The sequence below is a fragment of the Thalassobacter sp. 16PALIMAR09 genome (assembly GCF_000765485.1).
Classification (GTDB): Bacteria; Pseudomonadota; Alphaproteobacteria; order Rhodobacterales; family Rhodobacteraceae; genus Thalassobacter; species Thalassobacter stenotrophicus.
In genome coordinates, this window is sequence record NZ_JHAK01000002.1 from 321,144 (window position 1) to 341,981 (window position 20,838).

The 20,838-nt window shown below is 59.9% G+C and carries 20 protein-coding genes; 6 read left to right on the forward strand and 14 right to left on the reverse strand.

The features are described from left to right. Window positions 1-27 precede the first annotated feature (27 nt). From PM04_RS05495 to PM04_RS05505, 3 genes are read right to left on the reverse strand one after another with little or no spacing between them, the layout of a single operon-like run. Window positions 28-1,095 carry a 5-(carboxyamino)imidazole ribonucleotide synthase gene (locus PM04_RS05495; protein ID WP_038004452.1) on the reverse strand — a complete coding sequence of 356 codons (1,068 nt, stop codon included), beginning with the start codon at window positions 1,093-1,095 and terminating at the stop codon, window positions 28-30. Next, window positions 1,088-1,576 (reverse strand): 5-(carboxyamino)imidazole ribonucleotide mutase, encoded by a 489-nt coding sequence (purE, locus tag PM04_RS05500; protein WP_038004455.1) that lies wholly within the window; start codon window positions 1,574-1,576, stop codon window positions 1,088-1,090. Before purE ends, PM04_RS05495 begins: the two co-directional genes overlap by 8 nt. Window positions 1,577-1,589: 13 nt before the next feature. Then, window positions 1,590-1,811, reverse strand: a complete 222-nt coding sequence (locus tag PM04_RS05505; protein ID WP_038004456.1) for a YdcH family protein — start codon at window positions 1,809-1,811, stop codon at window positions 1,590-1,592. 176 nt (window positions 1,812-1,987) lie between these two features. Here PM04_RS05505 and PM04_RS05510 point away from each other — a divergent pair, with 176 nt between their 5' ends. Both PM04_RS05510 and PM04_RS05515 read left to right on the forward strand, forming a co-directional pair. Further along, window positions 1,988-2,401 carry an Hsp20 family protein gene (locus PM04_RS05510; protein WP_038004458.1) on the forward strand — a complete coding sequence of 138 codons (414 nt, stop codon included), beginning with the start codon at window positions 1,988-1,990 and terminating at the stop codon, window positions 2,399-2,401. A gap of 4 nt (window positions 2,402-2,405) precedes the next feature. After that, window positions 2,406-2,636: a DUF1150 family protein gene (locus PM04_RS05515; RefSeq protein ID WP_038004460.1), complete on the forward strand. Its 231-nt coding sequence runs from the start codon at window positions 2,406-2,408 to the stop codon at window positions 2,634-2,636. A 69-nt stretch (window positions 2,637-2,705) separates the two neighbouring features. Here PM04_RS05515 and PM04_RS05520 read toward each other — a convergent pair whose 3' ends face one another. After that, the gene (locus PM04_RS05520; RefSeq protein WP_038004463.1) at window positions 2,706-4,772 is read right to left on the reverse strand and encodes a bifunctional sulfate adenylyltransferase/adenylylsulfate kinase; all 2,067 of its coding nucleotides are present in this window, start codon (window positions 4,770-4,772) and stop codon (window positions 2,706-2,708) included. Window positions 4,773-4,952: 180 nt separating this feature from the next. Next, entirely contained in the window at window positions 4,953-5,909 is a 957-nt protein-coding gene (gene trxB, locus PM04_RS05525; protein WP_038004466.1) for a thioredoxin-disulfide reductase, read from the reverse strand. A 170-nt stretch (window positions 5,910-6,079) separates the two neighbouring features. Between trxB and PM04_RS05530 the strand changes: the two genes are divergently transcribed. Beyond that, window positions 6,080-6,580, forward strand: coding sequence for an Lrp/AsnC family transcriptional regulator (locus PM04_RS05530; RefSeq protein WP_038004469.1), 501 nt, complete (start codon window positions 6,080-6,082; stop codon window positions 6,578-6,580). 12 nt (window positions 6,581-6,592) lie between these two features. Here the strand turns inward: PM04_RS05530 and PM04_RS05535 are convergent, their stop codons facing one another. The 8 genes from PM04_RS05535 to PM04_RS05570 all read right to left on the reverse strand — a co-directional run bounded on the left by PM04_RS05535 (window position 6,593) and on the right by PM04_RS05570 (window position 16,023). Then, window positions 6,593-7,198: a Hint domain-containing protein gene (locus PM04_RS05535; RefSeq protein ID WP_052068211.1), complete on the reverse strand. Its 606-nt coding sequence runs from the start codon at window positions 7,196-7,198 to the stop codon at window positions 6,593-6,595. A gap of 368 nt (window positions 7,199-7,566) precedes the next feature. Next, the gene (locus tag PM04_RS05540; RefSeq protein ID WP_038004471.1) at window positions 7,567-8,502 is read right to left on the reverse strand and encodes an NAD(P)-dependent oxidoreductase; all 936 of its coding nucleotides are present in this window, start codon (window positions 8,500-8,502) and stop codon (window positions 7,567-7,569) included. After that, window positions 8,495-9,646, reverse strand: coding sequence for a rod shape-determining protein RodA (rodA, locus tag PM04_RS05545; protein ID WP_038004473.1), 1,152 nt, complete (start codon window positions 9,644-9,646; stop codon window positions 8,495-8,497). The genes PM04_RS05540 and rodA overlap by 8 nt, the downstream gene beginning before the upstream one ends. Further along, window positions 9,643-11,586, reverse strand: coding sequence for a penicillin-binding protein 2 (mrdA, locus tag PM04_RS05550; protein WP_038004474.1), 1,944 nt, complete (start codon window positions 11,584-11,586; stop codon window positions 9,643-9,645). Before mrdA ends, rodA begins: the two co-directional genes overlap by 4 nt. After that, on the reverse strand, window positions 11,583-12,113 hold the full coding sequence (locus PM04_RS05555; protein WP_052068212.1) for a hypothetical protein: 531 nt from the start codon (window positions 12,111-12,113) through the stop codon (window positions 11,583-11,585). Before PM04_RS05555 ends, mrdA begins: the two co-directional genes overlap by 4 nt. A gap of 2 nt (window positions 12,114-12,115) precedes the next feature. Beyond that, the gene (gene mreC / locus PM04_RS05560) at window positions 12,116-13,018 is read right to left on the reverse strand and encodes a rod shape-determining protein MreC (protein WP_038004477.1); all 903 of its coding nucleotides are present in this window, start codon (window positions 13,016-13,018) and stop codon (window positions 12,116-12,118) included. A 39-nt stretch (window positions 13,019-13,057) separates the two neighbouring features. Continuing rightward, window positions 13,058-14,098, reverse strand: a complete 1,041-nt coding sequence (locus PM04_RS05565; protein WP_038004479.1) for a rod shape-determining protein — start codon at window positions 14,096-14,098, stop codon at window positions 13,058-13,060. Between the two features lie 338 nt (window positions 14,099-14,436). Next, window positions 14,437-16,023, reverse strand: coding sequence for a 2-isopropylmalate synthase (locus PM04_RS05570; protein ID WP_038004481.1), 1,587 nt, complete (start codon window positions 16,021-16,023; stop codon window positions 14,437-14,439). A gap of 242 nt (window positions 16,024-16,265) precedes the next feature. On the opposite strand from PM04_RS05570, the gene PM04_RS05575 reads away from it, so the two are divergent. The 3 genes from PM04_RS05575 to PM04_RS05585 all read left to right on the forward strand — a co-directional run bounded on the left by PM04_RS05575 (window position 16,266) and on the right by PM04_RS05585 (window position 19,197). Beyond that, window positions 16,266-16,928 (forward strand): SDR family NAD(P)-dependent oxidoreductase, encoded by a 663-nt coding sequence (locus PM04_RS05575; RefSeq protein WP_038004483.1) that lies wholly within the window; start codon window positions 16,266-16,268, stop codon window positions 16,926-16,928. Next, window positions 16,922-18,442: a cryptochrome/photolyase family protein gene (locus PM04_RS05580; protein ID WP_038004485.1), complete on the forward strand. Its 1,521-nt coding sequence runs from the start codon at window positions 16,922-16,924 to the stop codon at window positions 18,440-18,442. Before PM04_RS05575 ends, PM04_RS05580 begins: the two co-directional genes overlap by 7 nt. A gap of 95 nt (window positions 18,443-18,537) precedes the next feature. Continuing rightward, window positions 18,538-19,197, forward strand: coding sequence for a DUF2726 domain-containing protein (locus PM04_RS05585; RefSeq protein ID WP_038004487.1), 660 nt, complete (start codon window positions 18,538-18,540; stop codon window positions 19,195-19,197). Here the strand turns inward: PM04_RS05585 and PM04_RS05590 are convergent. Further along, window positions 19,194-20,732 (reverse strand): MORN repeat-containing protein, encoded by a 1,539-nt coding sequence (locus tag PM04_RS05590; protein WP_052068213.1) that lies wholly within the window; start codon window positions 20,730-20,732, stop codon window positions 19,194-19,196. The two genes, PM04_RS05585 and PM04_RS05590, sit on opposite strands and share 4 nt — an antisense overlap. Between the last annotated feature and the right edge of the window lie 106 nt (window positions 20,733-20,838).

The window sequence follows — 20,838 nt, forward strand, 5'->3', positions numbered from 1 at the left end:
TCCTTTGCGGGGCGTGCCCTTTTTATTCTAGCCCAAAACGCGGTTCACATGGCCCATTTTGCGGCCGGGCTTGGCTTCTGCCTTGCCGTACAGGTGAACCTGCGTGCGCGTGGCGCGCATCTGCGTGCCTAGGTTGGCGACATCGTCCCCGATTAGGTTCAGCATCTCAACATCTGCGTGACGCTGACCATCGCCCAAGGGCAGGCCGACGACTGCACGAATGTGCTGCTCAAACTGATCCACGGCGCAACCCGCTTGGGTCCAGTGGCCCGAGTTGTGGACGCGTGGGGCGATCTCATTGACGATCAGGCCACCGGGGGTCACGAACAGCTCAACCCCCATTACGCCAACATAATCGAGCGAAGTCAGAATCTTGCCCGCAAGCAGCGCTGCATCCATCCGTTGGCTGCCGCTGAGGCGGGCAGGCACGGTTGTCGTGTGCAGGATACCATCCCGGTGGACGTTTTCACCGGGATCATAACAAACGACCTCACCAGTGAGGCCTCGCGCCGCGATGACCGAAACCTCGTGGCTGAAATCAACGAACCCCTCAAGGATCGCGGGCGCACCTGCCATTGATGCAAGCGCCTCAGCCGCGTCATCGGATGTTTTGAGGCGGGCTTGGCCCTTGCCATCATAGCCCAAGGTGCGGGTTTTGAGGATCGCGGGTGCCCCGATTGCAGCAATCGCGGCATCCAAGCTGGCGGCGTCGCTGACGTCCGCAAACGGGGCGGTTTGTAGGCCCAATTCCTGAAGGAACGTCTTTTCCGTTAAGCGGTCCTGAGACGCCGCAAGCGCGGCGCGGCCGGGCCGGATGGGTTTGAGCGTTTCCAGCAGGTCCAGCGCGGCCGTTGGGATATTCTCGAATTCATAGGTGATGACATCCACAGCGTCGGCAAATGCGCGCAGAGCGGCGTGGTCATCGTAGGAGGCGGTCGTGACCTGCTCAGCCACATGGCCCGCAGGGGGCTGCGCGCCGGGCTCAAAGATGTGGCACCGATAGCCTAGTCGTGACGCAGCAACCGACAGCATGCGCCCCAGCTGTCCACCGCCCAAAATACCAATCACGCTGCCTGCTGGGAGGGCATCACTCATCGGTCGGCTCCTGCGGGATAGAGGCGGAAAGGGCCGCGCGCCACGCATCCAAACGCTCTGCCAATGCAGGGTCTTGAAGCGCCAGAATTCCCGCCGCCATCAGGCCCGCGTTGGCGGCACCTGCCGCGCCAATGGCCATGGTCGCAACCGGATAGCCCTTGGGCATCTGTACGATGGAATAAAGACTATCCACCCCGGACAGTGCCTTGGTCTGGACCGGCACACCGATCACAGGGACCCGCGTCTTGGACGCCATCATGCCGGGCAAATGTGCAGCACCACCAGCCCCTGCGATAATCACCTGAAGGCCGCGGCCAACAGCCTCCCGGCCGTAGTCCCACAAACGATCCGGCGTGCGATGCGCCGACACAATGCGAGCCTCATAAGCGATGCCAAGATCATCCAAAACAGAAGCGGCTTCCTTCATCGTGGGCCAATCCGATTGGCTGCCCATGATGATACCGACAGGCGGTGTTGTCATTTTCGCCGTCCTTTTATGCGATAATATCGGGGGTAAGCTCGTCCTCGACCCGTGCGATCTGGTCTTTTAGGTGAAGCTTTTGTTTCTTGAGCCGGCGCAGCGTCAGCTGGTCAGCGGTGGCCTGACCACCCAGCGCATCAATAGCCACATCAAGGTCGCGGTGCTCGCGGCGCAAAACTTCTAGTTTTACACGGAGGACCTCTTCGTGGGTCATCTTGTCAGGCTGTGGCGTCATGGGTGGCAGCTATCGGCATCAAGGTCACGTGACGTGAAAGCTTTTCTTAGCGTCATTTTAGGTCTCAAGCAAAGGGGCATTGCATCAAAGACGATGCAATCCCATATTATTTGCATGCGCAGGGTGCCGCGTGTCGGGCCTTTGTGTGCGTTAATCGCTTTTCGAAGGGTTACCTGATGACGAAACTTACCTTGGCTACCCATCCGTTTTTGCTCGGCTTTGATGAGCTGGAGCGGCTGGTGGAGCGGACTGCGAAATCCGGAAACGACGGATATCCGCCCTATAATATCGAACAAACGTCCGAGAATGCATTTCGGATCACGCTGGCTGTTGCTGGCTTTGCCGAAGAGGATCTGTCGATCACTCTTGAGGACAAGCAACTGGTGATCCGTGGGCGGTCTACGGACGACAGCGAGGGGCGCGTGTTTTTGCACCGTGGCATCGCCGCGCGGCAATTCCAGCGGTCATTTGTGTTGGCGGATGGTGTCGAAGTGGCGGGTGCCGCGATGGAGAACGGATTGCTGCACGTTGATATGAAACGCTCAGTGCCAGAGACCGTTGTTCAAACGATCAAGATCAAGAAAGGGTAAGCACATGACAGAGAATTTTGACATCAAAGCCCCTGAGGGCGACACGCCACTGGTATACGTGCGTCCGGTTGAGGTGGCGGATTTACCCGAAGCCGTGCGCGCGGAAGCGGGCGACGTGGGAACCCTTTACGCCTTGCACCGGCCCAACGGTCAGCAGTTGGCGCTGGTCCGGGACCGCAAGCTGGCATTTGTGCTGGCCCGCCAGAATGACCTCACGCCGGTGAGCGTCCACTAAAACGACGTATGGCGGGGTCATCCCCGCCATAGCCTGTCATTTGGGCTTAGGGCCCGGAGCCTATTTGGCTTAAATCAGCCCCATGCTTTCTAGCTTGAGCAGAACCTGTTGGGCGCAATTGTCCACCTCATACCCTTCGGTATCGACCACCAGCTCGGCTGCGGTGGGGGCTTCATACGGGTCGGAAATCCCGGTGAATTCTTTGATCTTACCCTCGCGCGCTAGCTTATAGAGGCCCTTGCGATCCCGCCGTTCACATTCCTCTAGGGCAGTGGCGACGTGGACTTCAACAAAGGCACCAAACTGCTCAATGTCTTCGCGCACGGCTCGGCGGGTGGCGGTGTAGGGCGCGATGGGCGCACAGATCGCGATCCCGCCGTTTTTGGTGATCTCGCTGGCAACATAACCGATGCGGCGGATGTTCAGGTCACGGTGCTCTTTGCTGAAACCTAGCTCCGAGGACAGGTTTTTACGCACGATATCCCCATCAAGCAGCGTCACAGGACGCCCACCCATTTCCATCAGCTTGACCATCATGGCGTTCGCGATGGTGGATTTGCCCGAGCCTGAAAGCCCGGTGAAGAACACGGTGAAACCCTGCTGAGACCGGGGCGGCGAGGTGCGGCGCAATTCATTCACGACCTCAGGGAATGAGAACCACTCAGGGATCTCTAGGCCTTCACGCAGGCGGCGGCGCAATTCCGTGCCCGAGATGTTGAGGATGGTCACATCATCCTTGTCGGTGATCTCATCGCTGGGTTCGTACTGGGCGCGCTCCTGCACATAGACCATGTGCTTAAAGTCGACCATTTCGATGCCCATTTCTTCCTGATGGGTGCGGAACAGGTCCTGCGCGTCATAGGGGCCGTAGAAATCTTCGCCGGCTGAGTTCTTGCCGGGGCCCGCGTGATCGCGACCGACGATAAAGTGCGTGCAGCCGTGGTTGGCACGGATCAGCCCGTGCCAAACCGCCTCGCGTGGGCCGGCCATGCGCATCGCAAGATTCAAAAGGCTCATGGAGGTGGTTGCTTGGGGGTACTTGTCGAGCACCGCCTCATAGCAGCGTACGCGTGTGAAGTGATCCACATCGCCGGGTTTGGTCATGCCAACAACCGGGTGCAACAGCAGGTTCGCCTGCGCCTCACGGGCTGCGCGGAACGTCAGTTCTTGGTGGGCGCGGTGCAGCGGGTTGCGCGTTTGGAACGCAACGATGCGGCGCCAGCCCAGCTTGCGGAAGTATGCGCGCATTTCATTGGGTGTGTCGCGGCGCGCACGGAAATCATAATGAGTGGGGGGCTGGATGCCTGTGATTGCGCCGCCCAAATAAACGGGTCCGGCCGTGTTGTGCAGATAGTTGACCGCTGGGTGCGCCAGATCGTCTGCGCCGAAGACCATCTCCGCCTCGCGGGCTTTGTTGGGGCGGTACGCGTCCGAAATCGAGAGGATCGCAAGGATCACGCCCTCTTGGTCGCGCAGGGCGATGTCTTGGCCCGCCTCGACGCCCTCGGCAAATGCCTCTGATACATCCAGCGTGATGGGCATGGGCCAGAGCGTGCCGTCCGCAAGACGCATGTTTTCCACGACGGAGGTGTAATCCTCTTGGCTCAGAAATCCTTTGAGCGGGCTAAAGCCGCCGTTCATCAGGAGTTCAAGATCGCAAATTTGGCGTGGGGTCAGGTCCCAACTGGGCAGGTCGCCAGCGTCAATTTTCAGCTTCTGAGCGCTGTCTTGGCTGACATACAGTTCTTGAATTGGGGTCAGATTGGAATTCATCGGAAGCGTCCTATTGAGAGGAGGAAGAAAGCTGCTGCCAGAGCCGGAGAGTTCGGCATGCAGAGCGTGATACTCGGCGCGTTTGCGCGCTAGAAATTGATCCGCAAGGCGGGCCTTGGTCGCTGCGCCCTTCGTCGTGAGGGTGTAATTGAACCGCGCCCGTTTGTCGGGGCCGGGCCGATCGGAAATGGCGATCAGACCTTCCGCGCTTAGCGCGCGAAGCAAAGTGTTGAGCCGCCCAAGTGAGATGCCCAACGCCACTGCAGTCGCGCGCTGCGACTGGCCGGGTGCTACGTCGAGTTGCCGTAGGAGGCGAAATCGCAGGTCGTCGTTGGGTTCGGTGTCGTGGTTTGGGGTGGTCACGGGCGTACATTCACAATGCGTTCAGTGGTGAACACATTGCATGGATTTTTGATCTTGAAAAGAAAAAACCTGCGAAACGGTGTGTTTCGCAGGTTTGAGCCTGAAGTTGAGCGGAATTTCTGCCTGTCCGCCGAGGATAAGGAGACGGTCGAGGTGTGGCCTAGGTTAAAGCCCGCGGCCCTAGCTCTCATCCTCGGCCAAGAACTTCTCAGCCTCAAGTGCAGCCATGCAGCCCATGCCCGCGCTGGTGACGGCTTGGCGGTAAATGTGGTCGGTCAGATCGCCTGCCGCAAAAACCCCCGGGATCGAGGTTGCCGTGCTGTCGGGTTTTGTGACGACGTAGCCGCCCATGTGTGTCTCGAGTTGATCCTTGACCAGCTCAGATGCAGGCGCATGGCCGATGGCGACGAAAAAGCCTTTGCAGGGGACTTCGGTCACTTCACCGGTATCCACATGGCGCGCCTTTACGCCTTCAACGCCAAGCGGCGCCTCGGAGCCGACGACTTCATCAACTGAGTGGTTCCAAAGGATCTCGACCTTGGGGTTCTTGAACAGTCGGTCTTGGAGGATTTTCTCGGAGCGGAGCGTGTCGCGGCGGTGGATAAGGGTGACCTTGGACGCAAAGTTCGTAAGAAACAGCGCCTCTTCCACGGCAGTGTTCCCGCCGCCAATAACCACAACCTCTTGACCGCGGTAGAAAAAACCATCGCACGTGGCGCAGGCAGAAACGCCAAAGCCCTTGAATTTCTCTTCGGAAGGTAGGCCCAGCCACTTGGCTTGCGCGCCCGTGCACAGGATCACAGCATCGGCCGTGTAGACCATGCCGCTGTCGGATTGGGCGGTAAAGGGCCGCTTGGACAGGTCGATGCTCGCGATATAATCAGCGATGATTTCGGTGCCGACAGCGCGGGCGTGTGCCTCCATGTTCACCATCAAATCGGGGCCTTGAATTTCGGTTTCACCGGGCCAATTTTCCACCTCGGTCGTGATGGTCAGCTGTCCGCCGGGCTGGATGCCTTGTATCAGAACGGGTTCTAGCATCGCGCGCGAGGCATACACGGCCGCCGTGTAGCCTGCGGGGCCGGAGCCGATGATCAAAACGCGGGTGTGGCGGGTTTGGGGCGAGGTGTCGGACATCGGCGCGCGGCCTCCTGAAAATACGCTGGCAGCCCGATATAAGCGGCGCAGGCGAGGGATGGAAGGGCTCGATTAGAGCTTCGCATTTCTTGCGTTGGGGTGAAACATTGTTGCGCATGTTTGGCGCGCAATGTAAGATATGAAAATTGAGGCGTGGAGGAAATCGGACCGTGGCGATATCAAAATTAGATCCAATCGATAGAATGATTCTAGCAGAGCTACAGGCCGATGGGCGCATGACCAACGTTGAGCTGGCCAAGCGGGTGGGCATCAGCGCACCGCCCTGTTTGCGCCGTGTCCGCAGCCTCGAAGAAGCTGGATATATCCGTGGATTTCATGCCGATGTAGACGCCCGCGCGCTGGGTTTTGAAGTGCAAGTGTTCGCTATGGTTGGTCTGCATTCGCAAGCCGAAACCGACCTTAGTGCGTTTGAAGCCAAATGTGCTGAGTGGCCATTGGTGCGTGAGTGTCACATGCTGAACGGCGAAATTGATTTCATTCTGAAATGTGTGGCGCCGGATTTGTCGAGCTTTCAAAGCTTTTTGACTGGGCAGCTTACATCTGCGGAAAACGTGGCGAGCGTCAAAACCTCACTGGTAATTCGCGGTGCCAAGGATGAGCCGGGCGTTCCATTTGACGTGTTGGAACAGCGGCTTGAGCAGATCGCCTAAGTGCACGCGACGCTAGAATAGCCCAAGACTGCGGGTCTCTGACAAAGAAAGATGTGCCACACGCTGCGGTCCAAACCCGTTGCGCGCACTGAGGTGTGGGAACAATCGTGCCAGTTCGCGCAGGCCGTCTTGGTTCAACAGGTGGCTTGCGTTTCGGCAGGGGTGAAAAGTCTCTATGGGGAGGCCGTTTGCAATGACTGCCTCATGGTTTCGCAGGGCGATATTGTACACGGTCATCTCACCAGCGGGCAGGATGCGGGTGACGTTATAGCTGTCTTCAAAGGCAGTGATTGGCGCAAAGCCCATGTCCTGACCAATCAGCTTGCGACATGCGGGAGTGCGCAACAGAACGGCTGCAGCATGGGCCAGCACCAAATCGTGCGCCGGTGCGTTATGGCCAAACGCCCCGGCGCAGACCCGGTACAGCGGCGCGCGCGTTTCAGTGTTCGGGGCGGTACCTTCGGCATAGCAGTGAGAGCCGATCCACTGCACCTGCGCCGGTGGGCCACTGGCTGTGTTAACCATCATGCCGGGGTTCAAATCTTCAACTGCGATCTGGCCGTCAGGCGTGCTGAGCAGGGTGCCCCGTGCAAGGCTAGAGACTGCTGCATCTATCACATCTGATACAGGTAAAACCCGAGTTTCCCATTCCGGGTGCCCTTGTGCATTTAGCCATGCCAGATCGAATGAGCCGTGGGGCCGAAGCGCAGCTGCCTGCTGTGAAGGGCGCGTAAGGGGGGACGACCTGAAGGCGGAATTCATGGCAGACTTTCAGCATGACGGCCCCCACCGTGATGGCTCTAGTATCGCCTGATGCCCGCCATCAACTCAAGTTCTGTAAAAGAAACAATAGGTTTCGGTGACAGTGTACGTCTTGGGTGGCCACTGTAGCGCCGCCTACGCCCAATCGGTCACCTGCCAGCAACAGTTTGAACGCATCCAAGGCGTAAGCGTGGAAACCGGGGCAGGGGGGCGGCGAATCTACGTCATAGGTCTGTTCTGTCCACGACGTATAGGAAGGGCTCGCCGCGCTCACACCGTGCGATATTGGCTGCGATCTGCTCGGATGCAGTATCAGATCGAGTCTCGCTTGCGATGTGCGGGGTGACGGTTACGCGCGGATGGGACCAATATGCGTGCTCTGGTGGTAAGGGCTCCACCCGGAATGTATCAAGCGTGGCGTGCGCAATTGCGCCACTGTCCAGCGCCGCCAAAAGGGCGGCATCATCCACCAATCCGCCGCGCCCGGGGTTGAGCACAAAGGCCCCTTTGGGCATTCGGCTGAGCCGCTCGGCGTTTAACAGGTTTTCAGTCTTGGAGGTTAGGGGCGTTAGAAGAATGAGGATCTCAGCGTTGCTCAAGACCTCGTTCAAGCCGTCCTCGCCGGTGTAGTTGGTGACGCCGGGCACGTTCTTGGGTGACCGGCTCCAGCCCATAACCTGAAATCCGAGCCCCGCGAGGGCCGCGCCGCAGGCCCCGCCCAATTCGCCCAAGCCCAAAATGCCGACCTTGCGCCGAGACATAAGGGGGGTCATCGCCCGCCCAGATCGCCACTCACCGTCTTGGCCGTGGATATGGGTGTCGATGTCCATATGGTGCCGCAGCGTGTGGGCCAGCACCCATTGCACCATGCCATCGGTTAACCCCGGATCGACCATGCGCATCAAAGGCGCGGTCAGTGTCTCATTCCCGATGACATCCTCGACGCCCGCCCAGAGGTTCATAACCCCTTTCAGCCGCGTATAGGGCCGGAAATCTTGGACAAAGCTGGAGGGAGCGTAAACGATATAGTCCACGTCCTGCGGCTCCATTTCGGGCGCGATGACCGCATGCGTGAGGCCCTCAGCATCGAGTGCGCGGCGCAAATGGGGGGCGTAGTCCGACCACATTTCGGGGCGGTCGGCGAAGAGGATATTAACCATTACGGGTCCTTGGTCGATGGATATGTGCGGATTGGACGACCCCAAAGCCGACCATGAGAACCAACATGGCAGAGCCGCCATAGCTGACAAGGGGCAAGGGCACGCCGACAACCGGGGCCAAGCCCATAACCATCGACATGTTCACGGCAAAGAACAAAAAGAACGTCACCGCGATGCCCAGTGTGACGAGGGATGAAAACCTGTCCCGGTTGCGCAACGCCGAGATGACGCAAAACACGATGATCAGCGTGTAAAGCGTCAGCAGCGACAGCGCGCCGATAAACCCAAATTCCTCAGCCAGTGTGGTAAAGATGAAATCCGTGTGCTTTTCCGGCAAAAAATTCAGCCGTGATTGCGTGCCCTGCATATAGCCGCGCCCGGTCCAGCCACCTGATCCAAGCGCGATCTTGGATTGCGTAATGTGGTAGCCCGCGCCCAAGGGGTCGGTTTCGGGGTCAAGAAAGGTGTCGATGCGGCGGTATTGGTAGTCTTTCAGGATTTGCCAACTGGTGCCCTTGGATTGCAAAACCGCGGTCACCAGCCCCACACCCGCCGCGATCACGGTCGCAAAATAGGCCCAGTGGACGCCCGCGAAAAACATCATCGCCCCGCCGCCCACCAGCAACAAAATTGCGGTTCCAAGGTCCGGCTGCATCAGCGTCAACATCACCGGCAGCAGGATCAGAGCCACGGGGATGATCACCCAAATCGGTCGCGAAGCTTTCTCAGCCGGGAGCCAGTCGTAATATGCCGCCAGCATCATAACCAACGTGATTTTTGTAAGCTCAGAGGGTTGTAAGCGCATGAAACCTAGGTCGATCCAGCGCTGTGCGCCCATGCCGACAACGCCCACGAACTCCACTGCCAAAAGCAACGCAATAGAGATGGCGAATAGCAATGCGGATAGGTTGCGCCAAAGCCAGATGGGGATCATCGCGACGACAAACATCGCGGCCAACCCGAGGCCAAACCGCTTCAATTGTGGTTCAGCCCATGGTCTCCAGGAGCCGCCCGCAACTGAGTACAACTGCATGACACCTATGGCGACAACGGCCGCGATCAGAATGACCAGCGCCCAGTTCAGGTGCAGCACTTTGCGCAGACCCGATGGGACCTGCGCGACATTGTACTCAAGATAACTCATGCCCGGGTTCGCCCCGATGAACTTGGGCCTGGCGGACGTAGCGGCAGGGCGTTTTGCATTTCTTCAATCTCACGTCGCTGATCCGATGGATAGGCATCCAAGGGCGGCAGCCCGCCGTGCAGCGCTTGCAACATGATGTCCCGCGCGACGGGTGCTGCCGCAGATGACCCGCCGCCGCCATGCTCAACCACCACCGAGATCGCATATTTTGGAGCGTCAAAGGGTGCAAAGCCCACGTATAAGGCGTGGTCGCGCCGGTTCCACGGCAGGTCGGCGTTGCGAAACACCCCGCGCGCGCGTTCGGCTGGGGTGATGTTGCGCACTTGGCTCGTGCCTGTTTTGCCAGCCCACTTGTGTTCCTCGGTCATGATGCGGCTGGCCCGCGCAGTCCCGCGTCGCCCGTTATTGACGTCATACATCGCCTCACGGACCCATTGCAGGTGGAGCGGGTTCAGCCCCATGTCCGGGCCGTTTTCAATCGGTTGCTCAACCCCATCAACGGATTTCACCATGCGGGGCATGATCGTGCGTCCCGTGGCCAGCCGCGCGGTCATAACGGCCAGTTGCAGCGGGGATGACAGCACAAAACCCTGCCCGATTGAGGCGTTGACCGTGTCGCCGATCACCCATTCCTCACCGCGGTTTGCAAATTTCCAATCCTTGTTCGGGATCAACCCGCTGGAGATCGAGGTCATGTCCACGTCATGCGCCACGCCCAGGCCCAGCTTGCGGGCCATTTCGGCGATCTTTTCAATCCCGACCCGCATAGAGATGTCGTAGTAATAGACGTCACAACTCTCCACGAGGGATTTTTTCAGGTCCACGGGCCCATGTCCGGCACGTTTCCAACAGTGTGCCCGCCGGCCGCCTACGCGCAGCACACCGTTGCATTGGATACGTTCCTCCGGCGTGATCAAACCGGCCTCAAGAGCTGCCAAAAGCGTGACCATTTTGAAGGTCGAACCCGGGGGATAGAGGCCTTGTGCGATCTTATTGTGCAGGGGGCGATGATCGTTGTCGCGCAACAGATCAAAATCGCTTTGGCTGATGCCATCGACGAATTTGTTGGGGTCATAGCTGGGCGAGGATACGGCCGCGACCAGGTCACCGGTTTCGACATCCATCACCACGGCGCTGGCGCTTTCGTCGCCAAGTCGGGCTTGGACGTAGTTTTGCAGGTTGGCGTCCATGGTCATCTGCACGCTCGCGCCGCGCTGGCCTTCTTCACGGCCCAGCTCGCGCATCACGCGCCCTAACGCGTTGACCTCAATGCGGCGCGACCCGGCTTTACCGCGCAAAATATCCTCCAGCTTGGCCTCTGCCCCGAACTTACCGATCTTGAACTGTGGCATCTGCAACAGCGGGTCGCGGTCCTCTTGGTTGGCCAAATCCCGTTCCGTCACACGGCCCACGTAGCCGATGGTATGGGCAAAATCCGCGCCCAGCGGATAGCGGCGCAGCAGCCCCACCTCAGGGTAAAGGCCCGGCAACGCAGGGGCATTCACAGCAACGATTGAGAATTCTTTCCACGTCAGGCCATCCGCCAGCGTCACGGGCACAAAGGGCGACCGGCGACGCATCTCTCGCAACGCTCGCTGCAATTGCCCCTCATCTAGTGGGATCAGGGCGCGCAATTGCTCAATCGTGGCCTCAACGTCATCGGTGTCTTCGCGCACAATCGTCACGGAATAGTTCTGCGCATTGTCCGCCAAAAGGGTGCCGTTGCGATCAAACATCAGCCCCCGAGCGGGCGCGAGCAGACGCACGTTAATGCGGTTTTCCTCGGCCAAAAGGCGGTATTGATCCGCGTCCTCCACCTGTAGCTGGCGCATGCGCCCCGCGAGCAAACCAATAAACGCCAGCTTTAACCCACCCACAATTGCAGCGCGCCGAGTGATGCGCCGCAGGCTGTCTTCGCTGTCTTTGACATTGCGCTTCATGCGCGCCCTCCCAAAGTGTCAACTTCGCCGGGTTGCAGGCGTCGCACGCCTAGCACGCTGTGGGTGAACAGAACGATAATCGGGTAAAACACGAGTGTCATCCCAACGTGGATGACTTGGCTGAAAAAAACGGGCGGCTCGGCCAGTAGGGCCAATAGGATAAGGCGTTCGGCGATAAAGCATGCCAGCATGACCGGCAGGATTTGGCCGAATTCCTCTGCGGGGGTAAGGGCCTCTGTCTGGACCACACTGCGGCGCAGGAATTCTGTCGCGACCAGCATGATCAGGGTCCACAAACCAAGGGGGCGCATCAATAACGCGTCCGCCGCGAACACCATCACCAAGACCAGCCCAAGGGGCACATAATCGGGGCGGCGCAGCACAAACGCGAACAACAGGCACATGGCCAAGTCTGGGCCCGGAATGCCGCCGAACATCGGGCCAAGCGGCAGAAGGCTGGTAAAAATGATCAGGCTCAGAAGGCCTGCGAGCAAAGCGCGTTGTTTCCAGACGGCATAGGGGGCCATGCTTAGCCCTCCGGGTCCGGGGGCAATTGCGGCCCTTGGATCGGGGGGCGCACGGGTGCGATCAACCCGCCCATTGTATCAAGCGCAGGCACCGGCCGCGCGCGCAAGACCCGCAAAAACTCCAATCGTTCCGCATCCGCAGACAGCTGAACGCGCCAGCGTTGGTCTGGGCCTTGGGCCATTTGACCAACCAAAAGATCGGCGGGAAATACGCCGCCATCGCCCGATGTCACGACCCTATCACCGGGGCGCACCTCGGTCGTGCGTTCCAAAAACTCGATCAGTGGCGCGGCGGTGGTGTCACCTGTCAAAATCGCTTGCTTGCCAGAGGGTTGGATCGTTACGGGAATGCGGCTGACAGGGTCGGTCACAAGGATCACGCGCGCGGTGTTGTCACCCACGCCTGCGATCCGGCCTACTACGCCCAGCCCGTCCACGGCCGCCCATCCATCGCGAATACCGTCATTCGCCCCGATGTTCAGCAGCACGGACCGGCGAAAGGGGCTGCCGCTGTCGGTCAAGACGACCCCAGTGACAAACGTCAATTCCGGCGACAACCGCACCTTGTTGAGGTCCAAAAGCCGCGCATTTTCCTGCTCTAGCTGAAGGGCCGCTTCACGCCAGGCCTTCATCTGTTGTAACTCACGGCGCAGGTCTTGGTTCTGCTCATAGACGCGGGTGTAGCCTTCAAAATCCTGCACCAAACGGCTCAGCTTGGTCACGGGCACCATGGCCCATTCAACGTTCGGAACCACGGCATCCACAAGCATGGACCGAATACGCTCCGCACGTGGGTTATCAATCCGCCACAGCAGGACAATTGCCACCAACACAAAGATCATCAGCCCCAGAATGAGGCGACGCACAGGGCGCTGGTAAAACTCTGTGTCAGAGTTGCGGGCCATCGGGTCTCCGCTTGGGCGAGGTTAACGTTGCAGCCGGGTTTAGCTGTCGTAGTCGATAACGTGGCGCAGGAGCTTTTCGTATTCAAGCGCCTTGCCGGTGCCCAAAGCCACACAATTGAGCGACTCGTCGGCCACCGAAATGGCCAGCCCGGTCTGCTCACGCAGTGCCAAATCCAGATCACCCAAGAGCGCGCCACCACCCGTCAACATTACACCGCGGTCCACAATGTCCGCGGCCAAATCAGGCGGCGTGCTCTCAAGCGCTTGCATAACGGCTTCGCAGATTTGCTGCACGGGTTCGGCCAGTGCCTCACACACTTGTGCCTGAGTGATCTCTGTTTCCTTGGGGACACCATTCAAAAGGTCCCGACCACGGATGGTCATGGACGCGCCGCGCCCGTCGTCAGGCATCCTCGCGGTCCCGATTGAGGTCTTGATCCGCTCAGCGGTGGCCTCACCAACCAAAAGGTTCTGGTGACGCCGCAAATACGCAATCACCGCTTCGTCCATCCGGTCGCCACCCACGCGTACGGAGCGCGCGTAAACGATATCGCCCAGCGACAGGACCGCGACCTCGGTCGTCCCGCCACCGATGTCCACAACCATGGATCCGGTGGGGTCCGTGATGGGCATGCCCGCACCAATCGCGGCCGCAATCGGTTCGGCGATCAGGCCGGCTTTGCGCGCGCCAGCTCCCAGAACGGACTGACGAATGGCGCGTTTTTCAACCGGGGTGGCCCCATGGGGCACACAGACGATGATCTTGGGCTTGGTAAAGGTCGTGCGTTTGTGAACCTTGCGGATGAAATGCTTGATCATTTCCTCGGCGGTATCGAAGTCCGCGATGACGCCGTCACGCATGGGGCGGATCGCCTCAACCGAGCCGGGCGTTCGGCCCAGCATCAGCTTGGCGTCTTCGCCCACGGCCAGCACCTCTTTGCGGCCACCTTTGGTATGGTAGGCGACGACCGAAGGCTCGCTCAACACCACGCCCTTACCCTTGACGTAGACCAACGTGTTGGCCGTCCCAAGGTCGATTGCCATGTCTGAGGAGAACAAACCCCCGAACCCGAATGCCATTTTTGTTATCCTCGGTGAAATCGCCAACGCAGACAGACATGCCCGCCTCTGGTTACAGTTAATGGCTTCGCGCGAAGAAAGGGTAAAGGCCGATCCTTAAATTGTCGGCCATATTTCGCTGTTGTGATGCCTTCATGCGGCGTTGGGCGGTGAATTTGGCCAATTGGCGGCAATCTTGGGGCAGAGGTGCGCGTGATTGGCGGGTCAGCCTCGGCCATCAATTCAAGGCGACGTTAATCCCTGCGCATGAAAACACCCTGCCGTGAGGGTGTCTCGCGGCAGGGTGCATATCTTGGGCAGCGCAACGCGGGGACCGCATTGCGAAGGGCGTAACCCGCCTAGCCAGCGGCGTCCGTATAGCGGATTTCTCGCGCGTCAGAGCCGGACTTTTCGCGGCGCACCATCAGCCGGTTGAGCGCGTTGACGTAGGCCCGGACCGAAGCCACGACCGTGTCCGTATCCGCCGATTGGCCCGAAACGATCCGGCCGTCTTCTTCCATCCGCACGGTCACGGTGGCCTGCGCATCGGTCCCTTCGGTCACGGCGGACACTTGATACAATTGCAGGCGGGCCGAGTGCGCGACCAAGGCTTTGACCGCGTTGAACGCCGCATCCACAGGGCCGTCGCCGGTCGCGTCTGCGGAAACGCTTTCGCCGTCGATGGCCAGACGCAAGGTCGCCTCTTGCGGACCTTCGGTGCCGCACACCACACGCAGGTATTCCACCTTGATGCGGTCCTCGCCAGAGCGTTCCTCATCCTGCATCAGCGCGATCAGGTCGTCGTCATAGATTTCCTTCTTGCGGTCCGCTAGCGCCTTGAACCGCACAAACACGTCGGCCAGTTGGTTGTCGGCCAGCTCATAGCCCAACTCACCCAACTTGGACCGCAGCGCGGCCCGGCCTGAGTGTTTGCCCATCACAAGGTTCGTCTCGGACAGGCCCACGTCCTCGGGGCGCATAATCTCAAACGTTTCCGCGTTCTTGAGCATCCCATCTTGGTGGATACCGCTTTCGTGCGCAAAGGCGTTCTTGCCGACGATCGCTTTGTTGAACTGCACCGGGAAGCCCGAAACAGAGGCCACGCGACGCGAAATCGCCATCAGCTTGGTCGTCTCAATCCCGGTGGTGTAAGGCATGATATCGCCGCGCACCTTCAGGGCCATCACAACCTCTTCGAGGGCGGTGTTGCCCGCGCGCTCACCCAAGCCGTTGATCGTACACTCGATTTGGCGCGCGCCGCCCTCAACTGCGGCCAGCGCGTTTGCGGTCGCCATGCCAAGGTCGTTATGACAATGCGTAGCGAAAATCACAGCGTCAGCCCCGGGCACTTCGGCGATCAGACGCCGGATCAGGTCCGCACTTTCGCGCGGTGCGGTGTAGCCCACGGTGTCGGGGATGTTGATCGTGGTTGCGCCGGCCTTGATCGCAATCTCAACAACGCGCGCGAGATAATCCCACTCGGTCCGGGTCGCATCCATCGGCGACCACTGCACGTTGTCACACAGGTTGCGGGCATGGGTGACCGTTTCGTGGATCTTGTCGGCCATCTCATCCATGGTGAGGTTCGGGATGGCGCGGTGCAGCGGCGAAGTGCCGATAAACGTGTGAATACGTGGCTTGGCGGCGTGTTTCACGGCCTCAAAGCAACGGTCGATGTCTTTGAAGTTGGCCCGTGCCAGCCCGCAGATCACCGAATTCTTCGATCGGCGCGCAATCTCGGAAACGGCTTCAAAATCGCCGTCCGAGGCGATGGGAAAGCCCGCTTCGATAATATCTACACCCATTTCGTCGAGCATCTCGGCGATTTCGACCTTTTCGTCGTGGGTCATAGTGGCGCCGGGGCTTTGCTCACCGTCGCGCAACGTGGTGTCGAAAATTACGACTTTGTCTTTGTTTGCCTCTGGCGAAACGCGGTTCTGTGTCATGGTATTTGTCTCTATGCTTCTGTGCGTTTTTTGGTGACTGGCGCTGATCCTCCCCTGAGCGGTCGCGCCAAAAGGCACGCTCAGAGGCGGCTAAGAAGCAGGCTTGCGTCTAGGAGAGCGTAGGCTCTGCCGGTGGGGATATGTGGACGCTGTGTCATTGCGCAGCATCATACGTCTGCGTCGCGGTTTGAAAAGAGGTTAAATCAAATTGTCTTGATAAACCCCCGCGCTAGGTGCGGGTCATGGAAAAAGCACTGGTGATAGGAGCGTCCGGCGGGATCGGACAGGCGTTGGTGGCCGAATTGGCACAGCGCTATGATGTAACGGCCCTTTCGCGTCGCGCCGACGGGCTGGACGTGACCGATGAGGCCAGCGTTGCGGCCACTTTGGGCGCGCTAGAAGAGCCGTTTGCCCGGATCATCGTGGCCACCGGTGCGCTGGAAATTGACGGCCATCAACCAGAGCGGACGATCAAGGCGCTGGAGCCAGAGGCGATGATGGCCCAGTTTCGCCTTAATACGCTGGGGCCTGCCCTCGTGCTCAAACATGTGTGGCGGTTGATCCCGCGCAAATCCCCCAGCGTGGTCGCGGTTTTGTCGGCGCGGGTGGGCAGCATCGGCGACAATAAAATCGGTGGCTGGGTCAGTTACCGCACGGCCAAGGCGGGGGTGAACCAAGTTGTCCATACCGCCGCGATTGAGCTTGCGCGCACCCACAAACAGGCCTGCCTGATTGCGCTGCACCCGGGCACTGTCGCCACGCCGTTCACCCAAAAATATCTAGGCCGCTACCCTTCCGTCCCGCCCCAAGAGGCAGCAGCCAATTTAGCGGGCGTGCTGGATGCCCGCCGCCCCGAGGACACAGGCCAATTCTATGATTGGGCCAACACACAGGTGCCATGGTGAAACTTGTCTTAGTACTGGGCGACCAGCTTTCCCCCGAACTCAGCGCTCTGCGCGAGGCTGACAAAACCCGTGACGTGGTGGTCATGGCCGAAGTCATGGAAGAGGCCTCTTACGTTCCGCATCACCCCAAAAAGATCGCGTTCCTGTTCGCCGCCATGCGCAAATTCGCCGCTGAACTGCGGGCTGATGGCTGGGATGTGCGCTATTTCGCGCTGGATGAGGGCCACACCAGCATCGTGTCGGCCCTGTTGGCGGTCGCAGGCGACACCGGTGCCGCTGAGGTGTTGGCCACGGAACCCGGTGAATGGCGCGTGATTTCCGCGCTAGAGGACAGCCCCGTACCGGTTCACCAGTTCCCTGACGACCGTTTCTTGTGCAGCCACGCCGAATTCGACGCATGGGCCGAGGGGCGCAAACAGCTTCGGATGGAGTATTTCTACCGCGATATGCGGCGCAAAACCGGGCTGTTGATGGATGGCGACCAGCCCGAGGGCGGCAAGTGGAATTACGACCACGACAACCGCAAACCTGCCCCCGATGAGGTCACGCACCAAGGCCCGCTTCAGTTTCAAACCGATGAGACTACCCGAGAGGTGCTAGATCTGGTTGACGTGCGGTTTGCCGACAACTTCGGCACCCTGCGGCCATTTTCCTTTGCCACGGACCGGGCGGGCGCTCGCGCGGCGCTTACGCATTTCATCGACCACGCCCTGCCCAAGTACGGTGATTTTCAGGATGCGATGCTCACGGACAATCGCTTTCTCTATCACTCGGTCATTTCGATGTATATCAACGCGGGCCTTCTGCCTTGGCGCGAAGCCTGCGATGCAGCTGAGGCGGCCTACAGGGCGGGCCATGCACCCTTGAACGCGGTTGAGGGGTTTATTCGTCAAATCATCGGGTGGCGCGAATACATGCGTGGCATCTATTTCCGCGAAGGCCCCGACTATATGCACCGCAACGTGCTGGGCCACACTCGCAAGCTGCCCGCCCTCTACTGGGGTGCAGACACCCGGATGAAGTGCATGTCCACCGCCGTCGCCGCCACCCGCGACGAGGCCTATGCACACCATATCCAGCGGCTCATGGTGACGGGGAACTTTGCTCTCTTGGCGGGGATCGACCCGTTTGAGGTGCACGAATGGTACCTTGCGGTCTATGCGGACGCTTACGAATGGGTCGAAGCCCCGAATGTCATCGGCATGAGCCAGTTCGCCGACGGCGGCATCGTGGGGTCCAAGCCTTATGTGTCGGGCGGCAACTACATCAACAAGATGTCAGACCACTGCAAAACCTGCGCCTATAAGGTGAAGGAAAAGGTCGGGGACGACGCCTGTCCGTTCAACGCGCTCTATTGGGCGTTCCTCAATCGTCACCGGGAACGGTTCGCCAAAAACCCCCGCATGGCACAGATGTACCGGACGTGGGATCGCATGGACGACACCCATTGCGCCGAGGTTTTGGAACGCGCGGATCGGTTCCTTGCGAAGATGGAGCAAGGCGAAAGCGTTTAGACTTTTCCGCACAAAGCCCGCAGGAGCGCCCACATTTCGCCACCCTTGCCTGTCACCTTTGCATCATCGAGAACATAAAAACGGGCAAAACTCTCATGTTTGCAAAACTGATCCGCAGCGTCACAGGCGACGCAGACAAACGCGCCCAAGATGCGCAAACCGTTGCTGCCGCTGCCCTGCGCAAACTAGAGGCCGCAGCAGAGGCTGAGGCGCATGCGCTGCGCGGATCCGGCTCGTGGGATACGGATTACACGCCCGCGCAGGAAATGCAGCCATTGCCCCGGGCCGCACCTGCGGCACCCAAGCCGCCCGCCCGTGTTGCGATCCACGCCATGCGTCTGATGACGCCCGGCCATCTGGCGGTGTTCAACATGATCACCGACCGGCTTGAGGTTGAGGCCCCCGATATGACGCTCCACGCACAAGTGTCGCTCGATGCGTTTTTGCATGTGGATCGCCGCGCGGCACAAACCGACCAAGATGCAGCCCGCGCGGGTTTTGTGGCACAGCGGGTGGATATCTTGATCCTTGATGATGCGGGCCTGCCGGTCGCGGCGCTGGACTTTGTTGGCAACGCGCGGGATGCGGGGCCATTGGCCGATGCAAAAGCCGCGGCCCTAGAGGAAGCCGGCATTGGCTATGTCACTGCCAATGAACTGACCGCGCCCGACGATATCTGGACGCAGGTGTTCGCACACCTCTACCTAGAGGACGACGACATGCCCCAAGCAAACCCCTCGGGCGTCGCGGTCTAGCCGTCGTTGCTGTTGTCTGGTGTGGCCTCATCCGCTGGGGCCTGATCCGAAGCGGCCTCACCCGACGGGGCCTCAGATGCGGTGCCCACCTCTGGTGTCGGGTCAGTTTCCTGCGCCGGAGCCTCAGCTTCGGCCGCCAACGCAGACAGCCGCCCCTGATCCCACTCACCGCTTTCGATCTCGCCCGTGGCATAGCGCATGGTGCCGGGACCCTGCCGCTTGCCCTTGGCAAAGCTGCCCTCATAGACGTCGCCGTTTGAATAGGTCGCGGTGCCTTGGCCGTGGATTTCACCGGCCTGCCAACCGCCCTGATAGACAAAGCCGTCGGCCATCGTGATCTTACCCTCACCGTCGCGCTGGCCCTGCACAAAGGTCCCGACATAGATCGTGCCATCCGCATAGGTCGCGGTGCCCATGCCGTGGCGCAGCCCGTCTTCCCATGCGCCGTCATAGCGGTAGCCATCGGCAAAGGTCATCACGCCTTGGCCGTGGTTCTTGGCGTTCAGAAACTCCCCAACATACAGCAAACCGTTGGGATATTGCGCGCGGCCCGTGCCCTCAATCACGCCGTCCACCCAATCGCCCTCATAGGTGGCGCCATCGGGATAGGTGATCTTGCCGGTGCCATGCGCCAGATCGTTGCGGAACCCGCCGACGTAGACCGAGCCATCGGGATAGGTGACCTCACCCTCGCCCTCAATCCGGCCATCGACCCAAGAACCGACGTATTGGTACCCGTCTGTGCCCTTGAAAATGCCTTGGCCTTGGCGCTTGTCCTCAAAGAACTCGCCCTCATAGACATCGCCGTTGGCATAGGTGACCGCACCCGTGCCGTGGCGCTGGCCGTTGACCAAAAGGCCCTCATAGATGTCACCGTTGGGCTGGGTTAGGCGGCCCAAGCCGTTGATCTGACCTGCCTTCCAGTTGCCGATATAGACCAAGCCGTCTGGCATGGTCAGGGTGCCTTGTCCCTCACGCGCGCCTTTGACCATCTGGCCTTCGTAGGTGGCACCATCGGGATAGGTGATCAGCCCGGTGCCGTCCTTCATCCCGTCCACCCATGATCCCTCATAGCGGTAGCCGGTGGTGCTTTCCATGATGCCATCACCATCATGTAGGGCGTTTACGAAACTGCCGGTATAACGGACGCCGTTGGCGTAATTGGCCACCCCGCGTCCGGTGATTTTACCGTCCAGCCAGTCGCCCTCATAGGTGCCGCCATCGGCAAAGATTATGCTGCCCGTGCCCTCGGGCTTTCCGCGCGCAAACGTCCCGGTATAGACCGAGCCATCCGGAAATTCAGCCGTGCCCATGCCGCGGATTTCGCCCGCAGCCCATTCGCCGGTGTAGACATAGCCATTGGGCAGCCGATAGGTGCCGGTGCCGTGCTGTTTGCCGTCCAGAAAGGTGCCCTCATATATCCCGCCACCATCATATTGCTTGGTGACGATCTCACCCTCCTGCGCCAAGGCGGTGCTGGGCGCGGAAAAAGCTAGGATAGTGGCCAGAATTAGGGCTGTCGATTTATGCGTCACGGTCTGCTCCCCACGAATGCGGTGACATCGCTCGCCCCAAAGCTAAATGACCGATAGGGCGGGGGCAACGGTTTTCCCCGCTCTGCGCGGGGGATAGCCGGGATCG